12 protein-coding genes, 1 tRNA gene and 1 pseudogene are annotated in these 15,936 nt (G+C 64.6%); 6 read left to right on the forward strand and 8 right to left on the reverse strand.

The features are described from left to right. Positions 1-27 precede the first annotated feature (27 nt). Both IC232_RS16865 and pyk read left to right on the forward strand, forming a co-directional pair. A complete protein-coding gene (locus tag IC232_RS16865) occupies positions 28-411 on the forward strand; it encodes a DUF1036 domain-containing protein (RefSeq protein ID WP_190846142.1) in 384 nt (127 codons plus the stop codon). After that, on the forward strand, positions 411-1,847 hold the full coding sequence (gene pyk / locus IC232_RS16870) for a pyruvate kinase (RefSeq protein WP_190846143.1): 1,437 nt from the start codon (positions 411-413) through the stop codon (positions 1,845-1,847). The genes IC232_RS16865 and pyk overlap by 1 nt, the downstream gene beginning before the upstream one ends. A gap of 177 nt (positions 1,848-2,024) precedes the next feature. Here pyk and IC232_RS16875 read toward each other — a convergent pair whose 3' ends face one another. The 5 genes from IC232_RS16875 to cpdR all read right to left on the reverse strand — a co-directional run bounded on the left by IC232_RS16875 (position 2,025) and on the right by cpdR (position 4,424). Then, on the reverse strand, positions 2,025-3,020 hold the full coding sequence (locus IC232_RS16875; protein ID WP_190846144.1) for an alpha/beta fold hydrolase: 996 nt from the start codon (positions 3,018-3,020) through the stop codon (positions 2,025-2,027). A gap of 14 nt (positions 3,021-3,034) precedes the next feature. After that, complete coding sequence (locus tag IC232_RS16880; protein WP_190846145.1) at positions 3,035-3,658, reverse strand: tetratricopeptide repeat protein; 624 nt, start codon at positions 3,656-3,658, stop codon at positions 3,035-3,037. Between the two features lie 73 nt (positions 3,659-3,731). Beyond that, positions 3,732-3,857, reverse strand: coding sequence for a type B 50S ribosomal protein L36 (gene ykgO / locus IC232_RS16885; RefSeq protein ID WP_009763379.1), 126 nt, complete (start codon positions 3,855-3,857; stop codon positions 3,732-3,734). A gap of 46 nt (positions 3,858-3,903) precedes the next feature. Further along, a tRNA-Val gene (locus IC232_RS16890) sits at positions 3,904-3,978 on the reverse strand. Between the two features lie 89 nt (positions 3,979-4,067). After that, on the reverse strand, positions 4,068-4,424 hold the full coding sequence (cpdR, locus tag IC232_RS16895; RefSeq protein WP_036355105.1) for a cell cycle two-component system response regulator CpdR: 357 nt from the start codon (positions 4,422-4,424) through the stop codon (positions 4,068-4,070). A gap of 178 nt (positions 4,425-4,602) precedes the next feature. Here cpdR and IC232_RS16900 point away from each other — a divergent pair, with 178 nt between their 5' ends. Continuing rightward, positions 4,603-5,493 carry an N-formylglutamate amidohydrolase gene (locus tag IC232_RS16900; RefSeq protein WP_190846146.1) on the forward strand — a complete coding sequence of 297 codons (891 nt, stop codon included), beginning with the start codon at positions 4,603-4,605 and terminating at the stop codon, positions 5,491-5,493. A gap of 157 nt (positions 5,494-5,650) precedes the next feature. On the opposite strand, the gene IC232_RS16905 is transcribed toward IC232_RS16900, so the two are convergent. Further along, the gene (locus IC232_RS16905; RefSeq protein ID WP_190846147.1) at positions 5,651-6,910 is read right to left on the reverse strand and encodes an MFS transporter; all 1,260 of its coding nucleotides are present in this window, start codon (positions 6,908-6,910) and stop codon (positions 5,651-5,653) included. Between the two features lie 115 nt (positions 6,911-7,025). Between IC232_RS16905 and hisN the strand changes: the two genes are divergently transcribed. Beyond that, a complete protein-coding gene (gene hisN, locus IC232_RS32455; protein WP_312895187.1) occupies positions 7,026-7,808 on the forward strand; it encodes a histidinol-phosphatase in 783 nt (260 codons plus the stop codon). 48 nt (positions 7,809-7,856) lie between these two features. Here the strand turns inward: hisN and IC232_RS16910 are convergent. Then, positions 7,857-8,801, reverse strand: a pseudogene (locus IC232_RS16910) (alpha/beta fold hydrolase); the annotation flags it as partial. A 193-nt stretch (positions 8,802-8,994) separates the two neighbouring features. Between IC232_RS16910 and IC232_RS16915 the strand changes: the two are divergent. Next, a complete protein-coding gene (locus IC232_RS16915) occupies positions 8,995-9,450 on the forward strand; it encodes an Hsp20 family protein (RefSeq protein WP_190846149.1) in 456 nt (151 codons plus the stop codon). A 167-nt stretch (positions 9,451-9,617) separates the two neighbouring features. Here IC232_RS16915 and IC232_RS16920 read toward each other — a convergent pair whose 3' ends face one another. Continuing rightward, entirely contained in the window at positions 9,618-10,694 is a 1,077-nt protein-coding gene (locus tag IC232_RS16920) for a threonine aldolase family protein (protein WP_190846150.1), read from the reverse strand. A gap of 505 nt (positions 10,695-11,199) precedes the next feature. Here IC232_RS16920 and gltB point away from each other — a divergent pair. Next, positions 11,200-15,918, forward strand: a complete 4,719-nt coding sequence (gene gltB, locus IC232_RS16925; RefSeq protein WP_190846151.1) for a glutamate synthase large subunit — start codon at positions 11,200-11,202, stop codon at positions 15,916-15,918. Positions 15,919-15,936: the final 18 nt, after the last annotated feature.

The following is a 15,936-nucleotide window of genomic DNA, read 5'->3' on the forward strand; positions in this document are numbered from 1 at the left end:
GCGGCGTTTGTCCTGAGCGGGTGCCTCATGGCCGCTTCTCCCGCGAAGGCGGACCTGCGGCTGTGCAACATGACCTCGAGCCGGGTCGGCATCGCGCTCGGCTATCGGGACGCGCAAGGGTGGGTGACGGAGGGCTGGTGGAATCTCACCGCCCGTGGCTGCGAGACCCTGCTGAAGGGCCAGCTCGCCGGGCGCTTCTATTACGTCTACGCCATCGATTACGACCGTGGCGGCGAGTGGAGCGGCCGCTCCTTCATGTGCACGCGGGAACGCGAATTCACGATTCGCGGCACGGAGGATTGCCTCGCCCGAGGCTTTGATCGCAGCGGCTTCTTCGAAGTCGACACCGGAGAACAGAAGAGCTGGACCATTCAGCTCACCGAAACAAACCGCCCAGGGGGGCAGCCATAATGAGACGCGCACGCCGCACGAAGATCCTCGCAACCTTAGGCCCGGCTTCCGAGAATTCGGAGATGATCGAGAAGCTGTTCGAGGCGGGAGCCGATGTGTTCCGCCTGAACATGAGCCATCTGCCGCGCGAGAAGCTGAAGGAGCGGGTTGCCATGATCCGCGCCGTCGAGGCCAAGTTCAACCGGCCCATCGCGATCCTGGCCGATCTCCAGGGCCCGAAGCTGCGCGTCGGCGCCTTCGAGGGTGACGGCGCCATGCTCGTGCCGGGCCAGTCCTTCACCCTCGATGCCGATCTGACCCCCGGCACCATCGACCGGGTGCACCTGCCTCATCCGGAGATCCTTTCGTCGCTCGAGCCCGGACATACGGTCCTGATCGATGACGGAAAGCTGCGGCTTCGCGTGAAGAGCGTGAAGCAGGGCTCGGCAACGACTTCGGTCGAGGTTGCCGGCAAGATCTCCAACCGCAAGGGCGTGAGCCTGCCCGACACCACGATTCCGGTCGCGGCCATGACCGAGAAGGACCGCTCCGACCTTGAAGCGGCGCTCGATGCCGGCGTGGACTGGATCGCGCTGTCCTTCGTGCAGCGGCCCGAGGACGTGGCCGAGGTGAAGAAGGTGGCCCGCGGCCGGGCTCTCGTGATGTCGAAGCTCGAGAAGCCGCAGGCGATCTCCCGCCTCGACGAGATCATCGAGATTTCCGATGCCGTGATGGTCGCCCGCGGCGATCTCGGCGTCGAGATGCCGCTGGAAAAGGTGCCCGGCATCCAGAAGCGCATCATCCGCACCGCGCGCCGCCTCGGCAAGCCGGTGGTGGTGGCAACCCAGATGCTGGAATCCATGATCACCTCCCCGGTGCCGACCCGCGCAGAGGTCTCGGACGTGGCGACAGCCGTCTATGACGGAGCCGACGCGGTGATGCTGTCAGCCGAGAGCGCCTCGGGCCAGTACCCGGTCGATGCCGTTTCCACCATGAACCGTATTGCGGAAGAGGTGGAGCAGGACCAGAACTACTGGTCGATCATGCGCACCCTCAATGCAGAGCCGGAGGCGACAGGATCGGACGCCATCGCGGCGGCCTCTCACCAGATCGCCGACACCCTCAACCTCAAGACGGTGGCCGCCTGGACCTTCTCGGGCTCGACGGCCTTCCGCATCGCCCGCGAGCGGCCGAATTCCACGGTGATTGCGCTGACCCCCAGCATCGACACCGCCCGTCGTCTGGCTCTCGTCTGGGGCGTGCATTCGATCCGCACGAAGGATGCCAGCGACATCGACGACATGGCGTTCCGCGCCTGCAAGTTCGCCGTGCGCGAAGGCTTCTCCAACGTCGGTGACCGGGTGATCATCGTGGCCGGCATGCCCTTCGGCACGCCGGGCGCCACCAACATGGTGCGCATCGCTTTCATCAGCCAGGAGCACGCCGCTCAGGCCTAAAGAACACGCTTGGCAACTTTCTCGACCGTCTGAGAGCTTGGCTCGATAAGCCCTCCTCCCCCTTGTGGGGAGGAGTTGGAGGTGGGGGTGTTGGCGCCACGCTGGTCCAGTCCAGCGCTCACACCCCCCACCCCTGCCCCTCCCCACAAGGGGCAGGGGAAACTCGCGCTCAATCGATTATCGGCTAGCCTCCAAGGAGGCTTTTGGGAGTGCTGCGGGAGCAGTTCGTTCAGCCAAAGCTTCGATGGCACAGAGCACCGTTTGCTGATCCGCATATTGCGGCATGTGGCCGATGCCTGGCATCAGGATCAGCTCCGCGCCCGGCACCTCGCGGGCGAAGCACCGGCTGTGCAGGTCCGTCCAGACGATCTCATCCGCATCGCCTGCAATCACCAATGTGGGCAGCCGGATCTCCTTGTAGCGCCCGCTCTGCCTGAGAACGCCGTCATACATTACGGCGAAGTCCTGCATGTTGACCTCGTAGGCCCTTGGACGGAAGGCCAGGGGGATGAAGCCCTTCGTCACGATGCCTTTGGGCGGCCGCTGCGGCCAGAACGTCTTCTTCTTCATCCAGGGCCGGAGCACGAGCAGGATCGGCACGGCCAGCGTGCGGAACCAGAGCCAGCTCGTCCAGGACTCGATGAGCCGGCGGTACCAGCCGATGGTGCCGCCGGGCCAGGGGGTCGTGATGCCGGCGAGAACGACGATCGCGCCGGCCACGTCGGTGTGATCGAGGGCGAAATGCGGCACGATGGTTCCTGACCAGGAATGTCCCACGATCACCGCGCTGCGGACGTTGAGCTGGCGCAGGGCGCCGGCGATGAGTTCCGCCTGCCGGGCCGGCTCGGCCTCGGCCAAGCCGGGCTTTCGGTCGCTCCAGCCATGGCCGGGGCGGTCGATGGCGATCACCCGGTAACGCTGCGAGAGCGCCGCTCCCATGCCCAGCATGGACTCGACGAGGTTCGAGGAGGCGCCGTGCAGGATGACGATGGTTCCGTGGGACGGGTTACCCTGGGGGCCCTCCTCCCGGTAGTGAAGCCTGCAGCCCTCGACATCCAGGAACTGGCCGGTCGGCGGGAAGCGCCGCTCGATGGTCCAGGCATAGAGATAGGTGAAGGCGGCTCCCAGGATCAGAAGAAGGAAAGGAGCAGCCAGAACAAGGAGCAGGGTCATCCCCGCAAGCTGGGTCAGAGATCCTGGCCGTCAACCTCTGGGGCCAGGCGGGTGACAATGGTCTTGACGTCATCCATCTGCGGATTGATCTCCAGCACCTTCCGGTAAGCCAGAAGCGCCCTCGCCTTGTCGTCGGAGGCCATCAGGATGTGGCCCAGGCCCGTCCAGGCATTGAAATGCCGGGGCTCGATCTTCAGCGCCCGATGAAGGTCCGCCATGGCGCCCACCGGGTCGTCGATCTGGTAGAACACCGTAGCGCGCTTGTACCAGGCCTCCGCCCAGTTGGGCTGGAGCGCCAGGACGCGGTCGATCAGTTCGATGGCGAGAGGGAAGTCCTTCTTCCCGAATGCTTCGGCGGCCCGGCTCAGCAGGAGATCGGCGGTGTCGGAGCCGGAGCGGGAAAAGCGCCGCTCGATCAGGGACGCGATGCCCGCGGCCTCCCGCTCGCTCTGGGCCTTGCCGAGGCGCTCGAACAGCTCGTCGAGGCTGGATGCCTTCGGGGGATTGGGCTTGGACGGCTGGGCCTGATCCTTCGGGGCGTCCCTCGAAGCATCCTTCGGACGCGCAGGCTCCTGCGCACCGACGGAGGGGGACAGGAGGCTCAGGGATAGGATCAGGGCAGACGCGAAAAAGCGCATGCCGGGAATACTAGGGTCCCGGCATGCGCGGTCAATTCAGATTCTCGTGTGCGGCATCGCCGCACCCGCCAACTTAGCCCTGACGAGCCTTGTACCGCTTCTGGGTCTTGTTGATGATGTAGACCCGGCCCTTGCGACGAACCAGCTGGTTGTCGCGGTGACGGCCGCGGATCGACTTCAACGAGTTACGGATCTTCATATCCGGTCTCCTGCGGCCTCTCGGGAAGGCCGGAAAAAAGAAAAAATGGTGGGCGCGGCTGGGATCGAACCAGCGACCCCTACGATGTCAACGTAGTGCTCTCCCGCTGAGCTACGCGCCCGGGAAACGGTGATTTTGAGGTCCCGTCTCGGCTGTGGGGGCGATATACCCACAAGCGGGCGCGGGCGCAAGCCTGATGGGAGGCCTTTTTTAGGCCGCCATCATTTTATCGACCTCGGTCACCAGATCGCGCAGATGGAACGGCTTCGACAGGACCTTCGCATCGCGAGGAGCCTGGGAATCCGGGTTGAGCGCGACGGCGGCGAAGCCCGTGATGAACATCACCTTGATGTCCGGATCGAGCTCCGTGGCCTTGCGGGCCAGCTCGATGCCGTCCATCTCGGGCATGACGATGTCCGTCAGCAGCAGTTCGAATGGTTCCTCGCGCAGCCTGTTATAGGCGGAAAGGCCGTTGTCGAACGAGGCCACGTCATAGCCTGCGTTCTCCAGCGCCTTCACGAGGAAGCGGCGCATGTCGTTGTCGTCTTCGGCGAGAAGGATCTTCATCGGTTGCCAGCCCCGAATCGTGGCGAATGGGTTCAGTCCTTCATGCCGGACTGGGAGTAAACAAGCCGTGAAAGAACGACGCGGTCCTGATACGATATTGTCATGGACAGGCGACGGCGCTGCCTTACACTAGCCTGAAGACCGGCATTTCTTCCACCATAGTCAAGTTCATTTCCTGATGCGGCCAGCCATTGTCGATGAGTTCGATCCTCCCTTCACCGTCACCGAACCTGCCATGCAGACGGTCCCCTTCGTGTTCAATGTGCCGCATGCGGGCGCCATCTATCCGGCCTCCTTCCTGGCCTCGTCCCGGCTCGACGCCGTTGCGCTGAGGCGGTCTGAGGACGCTTTCGTCGATGAATTGTTCGCCTCGGTGATGGGGCTTGGCGCTCCCCTGATGACGGCGCATTTTCCACGGGCTTTTCTCGACCTGAACCGGGAGCCTTACGAGCTCGATTCCCGGATGTTCGACGGGCGCCTGCCGTCCTTCGCCAATACCCGCTCCATGCGGGTGGCAGGGGGCTTGGGCACAATCCCGCGGATCGTCGCCGACGGCCAGGAGATCTACCGCTCGCGCCTGCCGGTGGACGAGGCCCTTCACCGGATTGAGTGGCTCTACAAGCCCTATCACCGCACCCTGCGGAATCTGGTGCGCCGCACGTCGCAGCTCTTCGGCCATGCGATCCTCATCGATTGCCATTCCATGCCCTCCTCCAGCGTCAGCCGGGAGGACGGGGTCAAGGCCGATATCGTGCTGGGGGACCGCTACGGGACGAGTTGCGCCACCCTGCTGATCGATCTCGTGGAGGCGGCCCTCAGGGGGCGCGGCTATACGGTCGTGCGCAACAAGCCCTATGCGGGCGGCTTCATCACCGAACATTACGGCGAGCCCGCCCTCGGACGGCATGCCCTGCAGATCGAGATCAACCGCGCGCTCTATATGGACGAGCGCAGCATGGCGAAAAAGACCGCCTTTCCGGTGCTGGCGGATGACCTGACCCAGGCCTTTGCCCAGGTGATCGGGGATATCGCGGGGGAACTGACCACCCGGCCCATCGCGGCGGAGTAAGCCGGACCACAAAAAGAAAAAGGCCACTGTTGCCAGCGGCCCGAAGTTTAGGGAGGAAACGCCCAAGAAGGGCATGCGATACAGCGACGCCATCGCCATATCGCACTGCAATAATTACGCCGCAGCGCACAAATTGCAACCAAAATTTCGCTCCGAGTTATGACTTTGTTGCATATCTGCTCGGATGCGGATCGATGGCTCTGACATAGAAGATCAGGCTGAGCAGAAGGGCTGCCGCCAAAGCTCCGAAGACGAAGCGGTAGCCCTCGGGCCGATAAAGACCCTGGTCCGAGCGCCCCACCAGGTCGATGAGCATGCCGGTGACGCTCTGGGACAGAAATGCCCCGCCCATCGTGCCGATGTTCATCAGGGTGATGCCCCGCCCCGTCAGGGCAGACGGGAACAGCGACTTGCCGTGGCTGGTGAGAATGGGCGTGTAGGCGACGAAGAGGCCGAAGGGCACGAACCAGAGCGTGGCCCAGGGCTGAGGCAGGGGCACGAACACCAGAACGGCGAGAAGCAGGACCGTCACCGTGCCGCCGATCATAACCGGCTTCTTGTAGCTCCCCCAGAACCGATCCATCGCCCCCCACAGCAGCATGCCGCAGATCTGCGCCGATGCGCCCAGGAGCAGAACATTCCCCCTGGTGGCCAGATCCGCCCCGTGCACGTCCGACAGCCACGGCCCGGCCCAGAGCCCGATGACGGAGACGAAGCAGCCGTAGGTGGCCAGGTGCATGAAGAAGACCGGCCAGAAGGACGGCACCTTCAGGGCAGCCGCCACGCCCCGGAACGCGGCGGCCCAGGTTTCCTTCGGCCTGTCCGTTCCTGAATCCTTGGGGACGAGGAAGACGATCATGAGGGCGATGGCGACCGTCAGGACGGCGACAGCCAGAAACGAGGACCGCCAGCCGAAGGCCGCGGCCGAGGCGGCCAGGGGTGCCGTGGCCGCCAGGGTGCCCATATTGGCCAAGCCCATCTGCAGGCTGGTGAGCCCGGCAAAGCGCTCCGGCGGAAAGCGCCGCGCATAGATCACGAGCGGCGCCATGAAGAAGGTGGAGCAGCCGAGCCCCATCAACACCCGGGCGGCAATCAAAAGGGAGGCCGATGGGGCGAGCGCGAAGAGGACAGTACCGAGAACGGTCAGCACGGCCGTCGCCAGCATGGTGCGCTTGGGGCCATAGCGGTCGATCAGGATGCCGATCGGGATCTGCACGGCCGCGAAGGAGAAGAAGAACGCGCTGGAGAGAAGCCCCGTCTGGGTGGCCGAGAGGCTGAGTTCCCGCGCCAGATCGTTGGCGATGACCCCGATGGAGTTGCGCAGGAACTGGCTGACCGCATAGATCGACACCAGCGCCGCAATGAGAAGCAGAGCCGTTTCGGAGCGGGTCGGGCCAGGCTTGGGCGCAAAATCCATGCGTTCTCGATCCTTATTCGCCGCCGCTCTCTTGCCGCGCGACAGGCGCTTGATAAAAGCTCACCGCAGGCGGGCCAAGGCCGCCCGCATTATTCTTTCAGGGGATTGGGACGCCATGGCGCTCATCGACTTCACGCAATTCGTCAACGAGCTCGCGACCCAGTCAGGCCAGGCGATCCTCCCGTTCTTCCGCACCGCCATCGCAACAGAAGACAAGTCCCGCGGCGGCGCCTTCGATCCGGTCACGGAGGCCGACCGGGCCGGTGAGGCGACCATGCGCCACCTCATCAAGCGCAGCTTTCCTACCCACGGTATCATCGGCGAGGAATTCGGCGCTGAGCGACCGGATGCGGATTACGTCTGGGTTCTCGATCCCATCGACGGCACCCGCGCCTTCATTGCCGGCCTTCCCACCTGGGGCACGCTGATCGGCCTGACCCACAAGAAGCAGCCGGTCTTCGGCATGATGCACCAGCCCTTCACGGGCGAGCGCTTCTTCGGCGACACCGGCAGCGCGACCTATCGCGGCCCCGGCGGCGACCGCAAGCTCAAAGCGCGCCGCTGCGCCTCGCTCAAGGATGCGGTGATCTCCACCACGAGCCCACGCATCTTCGCCGGCGACGAGCTGCGCGCCTACGACCGGGTGGAGAGCGTTGCACGCCTCGCCCGCTACGGCTGCGATTGCTATGCCTATTGCATGCTGGCAGCGGGCCACATCGACCTTGTGGTTGAGTCGGGGCTAAAGCCTTACGACATCGCGGCCCTGATCCCGATCATCGAGGGCGCCGGCGGCATCGTCACCGCCTGGGACGGCGGCTCCGCCGCCGAGGGCGGGCGCATCGTCGCCGCGGGCGACCGCCGGGTCCACGCCGCCGCGGTCGAGCTGCTCAGCCGCTAGCCCTAGCTCCGCCAGATCGCGTTTTCCAGGTGCGACCGGATCGGGCGTGCCTGGAATGAACGCATCGAAAGCGGCCCAGAACTGCTCGCGGATCACGTCCCGCTCCATGAGGATTTCGTGGCGGGCACCTGGGATGACGATCACACGGCCTGCCTTGAGCCGCGAGGCAAAGCGCTCCGTCGCCGGCGTCGCGCAGACCGGATCCGCGCCGGCCGCCACGATCAGCGTGGGCAGGCGGATCCTGATGGCATAGCGGGGATCGGCGAAGCGCTTCATGAACCGGAAGGCCCCGTCGATCCAGGCGACGGTGGGCGCCCCGATGGCCCCGACCCCGATGGCATGGGCGGCCTCGGCGTTCCGGCCATAGCGGACGGGATCTCCCGTCAGGCGATTGCCCTTGAACGGCATGGTGGAGATGGAGGTCTCGCCCCCGCCGGGCACGAACATCTTGCCCATGCCGAAGAGCCGCAGGAAACGCGCGAAGAAGGCCGAGATGCGGGTGCGTTTGATGATGCACAGCGCGATCATCGGCGTGGTGGTCACGAGGCGGCGGAAGGGGATCCATGTCTCATAGGCCGCATTCAGCGCGATGGCTCCGCCCATGGAATGGGCGAGGCCGAAATGCGGCTCGGGCATGTGCGGCACAAGGATCTGGTCGCGGATCGCCTCAAGGTCGTGGCGATAATCGGAGAAGCGCCGGACATGGCCCTTACGCGGGTTGCTCACCTGCCGGCCCGAGAGCCCCTGCCCGCGCCAGTCGAAGGCCACGACGGCAAAGCCGCGGGCGAGGAGCTCGCCCACCACCTCGAAATACTTCTCGATGAACTCCGCCCTGCCCTGCAGGATGCAGACCGTGCCCTGCGGCTTCTCGGTCTCAGGCATCCAGGTGGCGGCCCGCAGCGCGATGCCGTCGCGGGTGGTCACGCTGACCAGCTTCGGCTCGCCGGGTACGGGATTGTCAGGGGTGGTGATGAATTCCACAGTGGGGTCCAACTCGGGGTTCCAACGCGAAGACGTGACCTCTTTATAGGGCATCTTGGGCTGAGAAAACGCCCCTCTTGAAAGCAACCGTATCCGCTCCCAAATCGAGGGCGTGCCGGCCATGACGGCGGCACGACAACCCGGATCCAGCCTTTTGAAGGTGGATCTTCCCTGACTGCATGTCGCTTCAAGCGGAGGATATGCCATGCGACAGTTTGATCTTGCTCCCCTGTACCGCAACACGGTCGGCTTCGACCGTCTGTTCTCGATGCTCGACCAGATGGTCGGCGTCGATGCGGCCCCGAGCTACCCGCCCTACAACATCGAGCGCACCGGCGAGAATGCCTATCGCATCTCGATCGCGGTTGCCGGCTTCACCGATCGCGACCTGACGGTCGAGGTGAAGGAAAACACCCTCTCCGTGCGCGGTGAGCGCAAGCCTTCGGAAGAGCGCAAAGTCGACGTTCTCCACCAGGGCATCGCCGCCCGCAGCTTCGACCGGCGCTTCCAGCTGGCCGATGGCGTGCAGGTGGTGGGTGCAGCCCTCGAGCATGGCCTGCTTCACCTCGACCTCGTGCGCGAGACGCCCGAGGCCAAGAAGCCGAAGCTCATCCCGATTTCCACGAATGCCGCTCAGACCATCGAGGCAAAGGCTGCCTAAACGTCTGACCAAGGCTTAAACGAACAGCGCCCCGGTACATGCCGGGGCGCTTTTTTATTGTTAGTCCTGGTCCTTGGTAAATTCCCGCTGGGGCTGGAGGGCTGCCCCGGGGGTCAAGGGTCTCTTGAAATGATCATTCGCGCGGGAATGCGGCAGGGTTAGGGCAATCACTCCGCGGCCTGACGCGATACCCCGGAAGAGGCAATCTCCAGAAGCCTGCGCACATCCTCTTCTTTTGTGGCCCAGGAGGCGACAAGACGGATCAGAACCTCTGTCTCTGCAACCCGCTCCGTTTCCGGCAGGCTCAGCTCGGTCCAGGGGCTGTAGAGGATGCCGGCTGCCTTGAGCGCCTGGTCCAGCGCCTGCGGGATGATCGGGAACACTTCGTTGGCCTCGGTCGGCCAGGCAAGGCGCACGCCGGGGAGCTTCACCAGCCCCTCCGACAGAAGCTCTGCCATGCGGTTGGCATGGCGGGCGTTGGCGAGCCAGTGATCGTCCGCGAAGTAGCCCTCGAACTGTGCTCCGATGAGCCTGCCCTTGGAGATGATCTGGCCTGCCCGCTTGGCACGGTAATCCAAAGCCTCCGCCAGCGCGGGCTTGAACACCACGATGGCCTCGGCCATGAGGCCCCCGTTCTTGGTGGCGCCGAAGGAGAGGATGTCGACACCCTGCTTCCAGGTCATCTCGGCCGGGGTGCAGCCGAGGGCCACCAGGGCATTGGCGAAGCGCGCGCCGTCCATATGGAAGGACAGGCCATGCTCGCGGCAGACCTGTCTAAGGGCAGCCAACTCGTCGAGGCTGTAGACGAGGCCGCCTTCGCTCACCTGGGAGATCGAGAGAGCCTTCGGGGGCATCTGCTTCACGGCCTTGGGCAAGCCGTTCAGATAAGCGGCAACGTCGTCCGCCTTCAGCTTGGCACCGACACCCGGAAGGCCCGCGAGCTTGGCGCCGTGCATGAAGAATTCCGGCGCCCCGCATTCGTCGTCGATGATGTGAGCTTCCCGGTGACAGACGCAGAGGCCATAGGGCGGCACGGCGGATGAAAGCGCCAGGGCATTGGCGGCGGTGCCGGTGGCGGCGAAGAACACGGACACCTCGCGCTCGAAGATCTCGCTGAAGCGTGCCCTCACCCGCTTCGAGATCTCGTCGTTTCCATAGGCCGTCATGGCTCCGGCATTGGCCTGCACGATGGCCTGGAGAACCGGGGCGCTGGCGCCCACAATGTTGTCGCTCGCAAAGTTCATCTCTTGTCTCCTTGGGAGCGCACCCTGGCGAAGGCTGCCGACATGTCAAGAACATTGACCCATCGGCTGAGACTTGCGTCCCGATGGGTCGAAAAGCTGCTTTTGTTACATCCCTAGTCGCCGCCTTGTAACTTTTGTCTAAAATTTCGCCAGACCCACTTGTGCCCTGCAACAAACTCTGGCAGGTTGCTTTCATTAGGACAGCGATACTGTCCCTTTTGGGGTGCCTGCACCCTGTCTTTGACGCCCTGGGGTTTTCTTGATGCTTCGCCTGACGCGAACGAAACGAGATACCACGAAAGCCGCTCGCAAAACGCGGGCGGGACGGGCGACTCTGGGCTGAACTCAAGCCCAAAGGATGCCCGCGAGGAGCGGGCTCCCCTGCCGGACCCACCCCTCGACAAGACCGAAGAAGCGGCGGGCACTCCGGACGATCCGATCATCCGGCGGGCCTCAAAGCCGCCCCAAAAAACCTTGATGACGCGTTCGGATGTAAGGATCTGCCATGAGCGACGTGCCGACCAAGAGCCTGGAAGCCCAAGTGCCAAGCCGCACGGCCAATGCAGCCGATATGGTCAAAGTCGTGCGCGATCCGGGTTTGCCCGCAGCCCAAGGCCTCTACGATCCTTCCAACGAGCAGGATTCCTGCGGTGTCGGCTTTATCGCCGACATGAAGAACCGCAAGTCGCACGAGATCGTCGAGCAGGGGTTGGCCATCCTGCACAACCTCGACCATCGCGGCGCGGTGGGAGCCGACCCCAAGATGGGTGACGGCTGTGGCATTCTCGTTCAGATCCCGCACAAGTTCTTCGCCGCCGAATGCGCCAAGGTCGGCATCTGGCTGCCCGAGGCCGGCCAGTACGGCGCCGGCCATTTGTTCATGCCCCGCGACCCGGAGGGCTTCCGGCTCGTGGAGGAGATCGTCACCAAGGCGATCACCGACGAGGGCCTGCAGGTGCTCGGCTGGCGCGACGTGCCGGTGGATTCCAGCGACCTCGGCGAGAGCGTGAAGGCCACCGAGCCCCTGCACCGGCAGATCTTCGTCGGCAAAGGCAAGGGCATGGACGACGCCGAGACCTTCGAGCGCCGCCTGTTCATCGCCCGCAAGGTCATCTCCAACGCCGTCTACGACATGAAGGACGAGCGCACGAAGGGTTACTACCCGGTCAGCCTGTCATCGCGCACCATCGTCTACAAGGGCATGGTGCTCGTCACGCAGCTGCGCGACTATTACCTCGACCTGCAGGATCCGCGCTTCGAGAGCGCCATCGCCCTCGTGCACCAGCGCTTTGCCACCAACACCTTCCCGACCTGGCAGCTCGCGCACCCGTACCGCATGGTCGCCCATAACGGCGAGATCAACACGCTGCGCGGCAACGTGAACTGGATGGCGGCCCGCCAAGCCTCCGTCGATTCCGAGCTGTTCGGCAATGACATCTCGAAGCTGTGGCCGATCTCTTACGAAGGTCAGTCCGACACCGCCTGCTTCGACAACGCTCTCGAGTTCCTGGTGCGCGGCGGCTACACGCTCTCGCACGCCATGATGATGCTGATCCCGGAAGCCTGGGCCGGCAACCCGCTCATGAACGACGACCGGCGCGCATTCTACGAGTACCACGCGGCTCTCATGGAGCCGTGGGACGGCCCTGCCGCCGTGTGCTTCACGGACGGCAAGCAGATCGGCGCGACGCTCGACCGCAACGGCCTTCGCCCCGCGCGCTATCTCGTGACCGATGACGGGCTCGTGGTGCTCGCCTCCGAGATGGGCGTGCTGCCGATCCCGGAAGAGAAGATCGTCGAGAAGTGGCGCCTCCAGCCGGGCAAGATGCTGCTCATCGATCTGGAGGAAGGCCGCATCGTCTCCGACGACGAGATCAAGCAGCAGCTCTCGAACGCGCATCCCTACAAGGAATGGCTGAAGCGCACGCAGATCGTGCTGGAGGACCTGAAGCCCGTGCAGGCGCGCGAGTCGCGCACCGACGTGTCGCTCCTCGACCGCCAGCAGGCCTTCGGCTACACGACCGAGGATCTCAAGCTCCTCATGCAGCCCATGGCCGTCACCGGCCAGGAGGCGGTGGGCTCCATGGGATCGGACACGCCGATCTCCGCGCTCTCCGACAAGTCGAAGCTGCTCTACACCTATTTCAAGCAGAACTTCGCCCAGGTGACGAACCCGCCGATCGACCCGATCCGCGAGGAGCTCGTCATGAGCCTCGTGTCGTTCATCGGCCCGCGCCCGAACATCCTCGACCTCGAGGGCACCTCGCGCCGCAAGCGTCTCGAAGTGCGCCAGCCGATCCTCACCAATGTGGACCTGGAGAAGATCCGCTGCATCGGCCACTTTGAGGACCGTTTCGATACCAAGACCCTCGACATCACCTATGACGCGGAGCTCGGCGCATCAGCCCTCGACGGCGCCGTCGACCGCCTCTGCGACCGCGCCGAAGCGGCCGTGCATGGTGGCTACAACATCATCATCCTATCCGACCGCATGGTGGGCCCGGACCGCATCCCGATCCCGGCGCTGCTCGCCACCGCGGCCGTTCACAACTACCTGATCCGAAAAGGGCTTCGCACCTCAGTCGGCCTCGTGGTCGAGAGCGGCGAGCCGCGTGAGATCCATCACTTCGCCTGCTTGGCCGGCTACGGCGCGGAGGCGATCAACCCGTATCTCGCGTTCGAGTCGATCGCTAACATGCATGCTGCCGGCGAGCTGCCGCAGGAGGTGGACGCGGACGAGGCGGTGAAGCGCTACATCAAGTCCATCGGCAAGGGCCTGCTCAAGGTGATGTCCAAGATGGGCATCTCCACCTACCAGTCCTATTGCGGCGCGCAGATCTTCGACGCGGTCGGCCTCAAGTCTGACTTCGTGGCCCGCGACTTTTTCGGCACAGCCACCACCATCGAAGGCATCGGCATGGACGAGGTGGCGGAGGAGAACGTGCGCCGTCACCGCGACGCGTTCGGCGACGCGCCGATCTACCGCAACGCCCTCGATGTGGGCGGCGAATACGCCTACCGGACGCGCGGCGAGGTGCATGCCTGGAACCCGGACACGGTCGCCACGCTCCAGCATGCCGTGCGCCTCAATGCGCAGGACCGCTACCGCGAATATGCCCGCCTGGTGAACGAGCAGGACAACGAGCTGAAAACCATTCGCGGCCTCTTCCGCATCAAGGCGGCGGAAGAGACAGGGCGTGCGCCCGTGCCGCTGAGCGAAGTCGAGTCCGCGCAGGAGATCGTGAAGCGCTTCTCCACCGGAGCCATGTCGTTCGGGTCGATCTCGAAGGAGGCGCATGAGACCCTGGCGCTCGCCATGAACGCCATCGGCGGCAAGTCGAACACCGGCGAAGGCGGCGAGGAGCCGGAGCGTTTCCGTCCGCTTGCAAACGGCATGTCCAAGCGCTCGGCGATCAAGCAGGTGGCCTCGGGCCGCTTCGGCGTGACGACGGAATATCTCGTCAATGCCGACATGATGCAGATCAAGGTGGCGCAGGGCGCGAAGCCCGGCGAAGGCGGACAGCTGCCCGGCCACAAGGTCGATGCGAAGATCGCCCGCGTACGCCACTCGACTCCCGGCGTCGGCCTCATCTCGCCGCCGCCGCACCACGACATCTATTCCATCGAGGATCTCGCTCAGCTGATCTTCGACCTGAAGAACGTGAACCCCTCCGCCGACGTGTCGGTGAAGCTCGTGGCGGAAGTGGGCGTCGGCACGGTAGCGGCGGGCGTCGCCAAGGCGCGCGCCGATCACATCACGATCTCGGGCTTCGAGGGCGGCACGGGTGCGTCTCCCCTCACCTCGCTCAAGCATGCGGGCTCGCCCTGGGAGATCGGCTTGGCCGAAACCCAGCAGACCCTGGTGCTCAACCGCCTACGCGGCCGCGTGGCGCTCCAGGCCGATGGCGGACTGCGCACCGGTCGCGACGTGGTGATTGCAGCGCTGCTCGGTGCCGATGAATACGGCTTCTCGACCGCGCCGCTTATTGCAGCCGGCTGCATCATGATGCGCAAGTGTCATCTCAACACCTGCCCGGTGGGCGTGGCCACGCAGGACCCGGTGCTGCGCAAGCGCTTCAAGGGCCTGCCGGAGCACGTGATCAACTACTTCTTCTTCGTCGCCGAGGAAGTGCGCGAGCTGATGGCCGAGATGGGCTTCCGCACAGTGGAGGAGTTGATCGGCCAGTCCGATCTCCTCGACAAGAACGAGGCCATCGATCACTGGAAGGCCAAGGGCCTCGACTTCACCAAGCTCTTCCACAAGCCGGAAGTGCCCGCGAACGTGGCAACCCGCCATCTGGAGCGTCAGGTTCACCCGATTGCCGATGTGCTCGACCGCGCGTTCATCGCGCAGGCAGGCGCAGCCCTGGAGAGCGGCGAGCCTGTCACCATCGAGTCGAAGGTGAAAAGCTCCGACCGTACCGTGGGTGCCATGCTCTCCGGCGAGGTCGCCAAGCGCTACGGCCATGAGGGGCTGCCCGACGACACAATCACCGTGAAGCTCAAAGGCACTGCAGGCCAGAGCTTCGGCGCGTGGCTGGCGGCGGGCGTGACGCTGAATCTGGAAGGCGAAGCGAACGACTACGTCGGCAAGGGCCTGTCGGGCGGCAAGATCATCATCAGCCCCTCGACTCGGTCCAAGGCACTACCTGAGAAATCCATCGTGGTCGGCAACACGGTGATGTACGGGGCAATTGCAGGCGAAGCGTACTTCCGCGGCGTGGCGGGCGAGCGCTTCGCCGTGCGCAACTCGGGCGCCATCGCGGTGGTCGAGGGCACGGGCGATCACGGCTGCGAATACATGACCGGCGGCCTCGTGGTGGTGCTCGGCCAGACCGGCCGCAACTTCGCGGCGGGCATGTCCGGCGGCATCGCCTATGTGCTCGACGAGGACGGCACGTTCACCAAGCGCTGCAACCTCTCCATGGTCGATCTCGAACCCGTCGAGGAGGAGGAGGACCTGATGCGCCGCCTCCACCATCACGGCGGCGATCTGGAGACCAAGGGCCGCATCGACATCATGGCCAACATGTCCGGCCCCGATGAAGAGCGCCTAATGCAGCTCATCACCAATCACCACACCTACACGGGCTCGACGCGCGCCAAGGAGATCCTCGACAACTGGACGACCTACCGCACCAAGTTCGTGAAGGTCATGCCGGTCGAGTATCGCCGCGCGCTCCAGGAGATGGATCGTCTCCGGAACCTGCAGGCGGCGGAATAAGGATTGTAAGGGGCAAAC

The organism is Microvirga sp. (assembly GCF_014699075.1).
Taxonomy (GTDB): Bacteria; Pseudomonadota; Alphaproteobacteria; order Rhizobiales; family Beijerinckiaceae; genus Microvirga.

Coding starts and splice junctions, on each gene's coding strand:
- IC232_RS16900 (WP_190846146.1), top strand. CDS start 4,603: ATGCGGCCAGCCATTGTCGATGAGTTCGATCCTCCCTTCACCGTCACC.
- pyk (WP_190846143.1), top strand. CDS start 411: ATGAGACGCGCACGCCGCACGAAGATCCTCGCAACCTTAGGCCCGGCT.
- IC232_RS16865 (WP_190846142.1), top strand. CDS start 28: ATGGCCGCTTCTCCCGCGAAGGCGGACCTGCGGCTGTGCAACATGACC.
- hisN (WP_312895187.1), top strand. CDS start 7,026: ATGGCGCTCATCGACTTCACGCAATTCGTCAACGAGCTCGCGACCCAG.
- cpdR (WP_036355105.1), bottom strand. CDS start 4,424: ATGAAGATCCTTCTCGCCGAAGACGACAACGACATGCGCCGCTTCCTC.
- IC232_RS16915 (WP_190846149.1), top strand. CDS start 8,995: ATGCGACAGTTTGATCTTGCTCCCCTGTACCGCAACACGGTCGGCTTC.
- IC232_RS16880 (WP_190846145.1), bottom strand. CDS start 3,658: ATGCGCTTTTTCGCGTCTGCCCTGATCCTATCCCTGAGCCTCCTGTCC.
- IC232_RS16920 (WP_190846150.1), bottom strand. CDS start 10,694: ATGAACTTTGCGAGCGACAACATTGTGGGCGCCAGCGCCCCGGTTCTC.
- IC232_RS16905 (WP_190846147.1), bottom strand. CDS start 6,910: ATGGATTTTGCGCCCAAGCCTGGCCCGACCCGCTCCGAAACGGCTCTG.
- gltB (WP_190846151.1), top strand. CDS start 11,200: ATGAGCGACGTGCCGACCAAGAGCCTGGAAGCCCAAGTGCCAAGCCGC.
- IC232_RS16875 (WP_190846144.1), bottom strand. CDS start 3,020: ATGACCCTGCTCCTTGTTCTGGCTGCTCCTTTCCTTCTTCTGATCCTG.
- ykgO (WP_009763379.1), bottom strand. CDS start 3,857: ATGAAGATCCGTAACTCGTTGAAGTCGATCCGCGGCCGTCACCGCGAC.